The 3979-nt window shown below is 31.7% G+C and carries 4 protein-coding genes; 3 read left to right on the top strand and 1 reads right to left on the bottom strand.

Features of this window, described 5'->3' with window-relative positions; translation table 11 throughout:
• Nucleotides 1–984: photosystem II reaction center protein CP43 (gene psbC / locus MK115_RS08985; RefSeq protein ID WP_287610856.1), on the top strand; the 984-nt coding region annotated here is incomplete at its 5' end.
• A 59-nt stretch (nt 985–1043) separates the two neighbouring features.
• Here psbC and MK115_RS08980 read toward each other — a convergent pair.
• On the bottom strand, nt 1044–1655 hold the full coding sequence (locus tag MK115_RS08980) for a nucleoside triphosphate pyrophosphatase (RefSeq protein WP_287610854.1): 612 nt from the start codon (nt 1653–1655) through the stop codon (nt 1044–1046).
• A gap of 66 nt (nt 1656–1721) precedes the next feature.
• Here MK115_RS08980 and MK115_RS08975 point away from each other — a divergent pair, with 66 nt between their 5' ends.
• Nucleotides 1722–3251 (top strand): cobyric acid synthase, encoded by a 1530-nt coding sequence (locus MK115_RS08975; RefSeq protein ID WP_287610853.1) that lies wholly within the window; start codon nt 1722–1724, stop codon nt 3249–3251.
• Nucleotides 3248–3502: a 2Fe-2S iron-sulfur cluster-binding protein gene (locus tag MK115_RS08970; protein ID WP_287610850.1), complete on the top strand. Its 255-nt coding sequence runs from the start codon at nt 3248–3250 to the stop codon at nt 3500–3502. Before MK115_RS08975 ends, MK115_RS08970 begins: the two co-directional genes overlap by 4 nt.
• Nucleotides 3503–3979: the final 477 nt, after the last annotated feature.

Genomic DNA, 3979 nt, shown 5'->3' with positions numbered 1-3979 from the left:
TTCTTTTCAACAGATTGGAGAGATAAGAATCAAATGACTAATATCTTGGGTTATCACCTAATAGTATTAGGAGTTGGTGCATTATTTTTCGTTTTTGATTGGATGTTCATTGGAGGGGCTTATGACACATGGGCACCTGGTGGTGGTGAAGTCAGACTTGTAAACCCAACTTTAGATCCAAGAGTCATTCTTGGTTATTTATTCAGATCTCCATGGGGAGGAGCTGGTTCAATAATCGGTGTTAACTCCATTGAAGATATTGTTGGTGGACATGTTTATGTGGGTATTACTGCAATTATTGGAGGAATATTCCATATCTTTACCAAACCTTTTGGATGGGCAAGAAGAGCATTCATCTGGAATGGTGAAGGACTATTAAGTTATGCTCTTGGTGGAATTTGTGTAGCAAGTTTTATTGCTTCAACATTCATCTGGTTTAACAACACTGCTTACCCTTCAGAGTTTTATGGTCCAACAAATGCTGAAGCTTCACAGGCTCAAAGCTTTACTTTCCTAGTGAGAGATCAAAGAATTGGAGCTAACGTAGGTTCAACAATGGGACCAACAGGTCTAGGTAAGTATCTCATGAGATCTCCTACTGGTGAAATTATATTTGGTGGTGAAACAATGAGATTTTGGGATTTCAGAGGTCCATGGTTAGAGCCTTTAAGAGGACCTAACGGATTGAGCCTTGAGAAAATCCAAAATGATATTCAGCCTTGGCAGGTAAGAAGAGCTGCTGAATATATGACTCATGCTCCTAACGCTTCTATCAACTCTGTTGGTGGAATCATTACAGAGCCTAATGCTGTTAACTTCGTTAACTTAAGACAATGGTTAGCTGCAGCTCAATTCTTCCTAGGATGGTTTACATTCATCGGTCACCTTTGGCATGCTGGACGTGCTAGAGCAGCCGCTGCTGGTTTCGAAAAAGGAATCGACAGAAAGAGTGAACCAGCTCTAGAAATGCCTGATTTAGATTAATTTCTATCTCAACTAAAAAAGCCCTATCTTTAGATAGGGTTTTTTTTTGCTCAATTTTATTATCTATATAAATTTTCTCTGAGCCATGGCAAACTTAAACCCATTACATTACTGAAACAACCCTCTATTTTTTCTATATATTTACCGCCTATACCTTCCAAGGCAAATCCTCCGGCGCAATATAAAGGTTCATTTGTATCTACATAACTCTTGATTTCCCAATCTTCCAAATTAGAAAAATAAACTCTTGAACTTACTGTTTTTTTTATTATTTCAGTGATTTTAAAAATTTTGGAAGTTGAATCAAAATTCCCAATTATTAGAGTATGACCAGTATGTAAAAATCCAAATTCTCCAGACATTTTTTTCCATCTAATAAATGCCTCCTCTTTATTAGATGGTTTTCCATAAGCTTCTCCTTTAAATTCAAAAATTGAATCGCACCCAAGTATTTCCAAAGGACCATAATTAAATTCTTCGGGCAATGATATGTTTTGAATATTTTCAGATAAACTATTAGCCTTTTGAAAAGATAATTCCAAAGCTAAATTAAATATATTCTTTTCTTGAATAGTAGTTTCATCAAAGTCACTTGATATTTGGATAAATTCGATTTGACAATTTTCTAGTAATTTCTTTCTAGATTGAGAAGCAGAGGCTAGAATTAACACAAATTTTTTACCAAATTATAATTCAATTTAATAATTAATAAATTTTAAAATTAATATAAATTACTAATGGAGTTAGAAGCAAAATTACATGAAATAAAGAAACCAATAATGGTCCTAGGCACTTCCAGTGGAGCAGGGAAATCGTTAACAGTTACTGCTATTTGCAGGATTCTTAAAAATTTAGGAGAAGAACCAATACCTTTTAAAGGACAAAATATGAGTAACAACGCTTGGGTTGATTGGGAAGGTGGAGAGATGGCATATTCACAAGCACTTCAAGCTTTTGCTTGTGGTATTAATCCCTCTGCAGAGATGAATCCCATTTTATTAAAACCACAAGGAAACTCAATAAGCGAGGTGATTCACCTTGGCAAAAGCATAGGGACCACAACCGCACAAAATTACTATAAAGATTGGTTTATTCCAGGCTGGGAAGTAATTAAAAAAAGTTTAAAGTCTATTTACGAACGGAATCCGAATTGCCGTTTAATTATCGAAGGGGCTGGAAGTCCGGTAGAGATGAATTTAATTCATAGAGATCTGACTAATTTAAGAGTTGCTAAGTATTTAAATGCAAATTGCATTTTGGTTACTGATATTGAAAGGGGAGGCGTATTTGCACAAATAATTGGTACTCTTGAATTAATGAAGCCTGAAGAAAAGAAGCTTATTAAGGGAATTATTATAAATAGATTCAGAGGAGACCTTTCATTATTTGAAGATGGGAAAAAATGGATAGAGAATAAGACTCAAATCCCTGTTATTGGAATTATTCCATGGTTAAATGATTCATTTCCTCCAGAGGATTCTTTAGATTTAATAGAAAAAAAATCACTTTCTAAAAATCCTGAAATCAAAGTTGGAATTATAAAATTACCATCTATTAGTAACTTCTCGGATTTTGATCCACTAGAAAATGAAGAAACAATATTAATTGAATGGATTAGAAAATCACAAAACCTAAGTAAGTATGACTTCATTATTCTGCCGGGCAGTAAACAAACGATTAAAGATCAAATATTTCTTGAAAATTCTGGCTTATCTCAGGATATAAGGGACTATTCAAATAACGAAGGAAATATTATTGGAATATGTGGAGGTTTACAAATGTTAGGGACTACACTTGAAGATCCTTATTTTAAAGAGGGTTCCAAAAATTATTCTGAACAAAAAATTAAAGGTATTGGATTACTACCATTAAAAACGACTTTCTTTAAAAAAAAATTAACACGTCAAATCAACTCTAAATCTATATGGCCATGCCAATCAGAAATTAATGGATTTGAAATTCATAATGGTCAAACTGTATTAGATGACATCCAAAGTTCATTAAAGATTAATCCTATTTTTGAAGATTCAGATCTTGGTTGGTACAAAGAAAATAATAAAGGAGGAACTATTGCAGGAACATACATTCATGGGATCTTTGAAAATGACAGTTGGAGAGAGCAATATATTAATTTAATAAGGAAGAGTAAAAATCTACCAATATTAAATAAAAAATCAATATCTTATAAAGAGAAGAGACAATCCATTATTGATAATCTTGCGAATGAATTCCACAAACATTTAAATCTCAAATCATTTTTAAGTTGAAAGAAACAAAAAATATAAAAGTAATATGGCCAAACAATAAAGAAACATTTGTTTCAGATGGTGATGACTGGTTTTCTTCTGCTGAAAAAGCAGGTTTAGAAATCCCTACTGGCTGCCTCACAGGAAGTTGTGGAGCCTGTGAAATAGATGTAAATGGTGAAACAGTAAGGGCTTGTATAAGTGAAATTAAAAATAATAAAAAATGTACGTTACAGGTTTCTTTAACTACAGACCCCTTTTGGGAAAAATAAATTTCACTAAACATTACCTATTATTAGATAAAGGAAAACATAGTAAAAAAATGATCCAAAAAATGTGTTTATTAGAATAACTTTCTTTTTGATTTTTGACGAGGCAATAATATAGCTACCCAAAACATGAGGGAGAATTGGGAAAGATCTAATGATTAAAATATAAAAAGATTTAAAAGTAATATTGTCAAAAAATTTATAAAGATTATTTTTTTCTGGTTTTTTTAAAAATAATATATTTCTAGAAAATTTAAATTTAATTTTCCTCAGAATAAGAACTTGAATTACACTTAAAATGGTTAAAGCAGGAGAAAAGAATAAAACATAATTTAAGCCAATAATTTTTAATAAGATAAAATCAAAAATAATTGATAATGGGAGGCCTAAAAATATAGAAACTATATTTAAAGCAATCAAATATTTGTATTGAATATTATTAAATAAGGATTCAAGATCGTAGTTATACTTCAATATTAG

The sequence above is a fragment of the Prochlorococcus sp. ALOHA_ZT_50 genome, from assembly GCF_022447305.1.
In the GTDB taxonomy this organism is placed as follows: Bacteria; Cyanobacteriota; Cyanobacteriia; order PCC-6307; family Cyanobiaceae; genus Prochlorococcus_A.
The sequence above is the reverse complement of the archived record's forward strand: the minus strand, read 5'-3'. Positions and strand labels throughout refer to the sequence as shown.

Excerpts from the sequence above, each read along its gene's own strand:
- MK115_RS08975 (WP_287610853.1), top strand. The coding sequence starts at position 1,722 with ATGGAGTTAGAAGCAAAATTACATGAAATAAAGAAACCAATAATGGTC.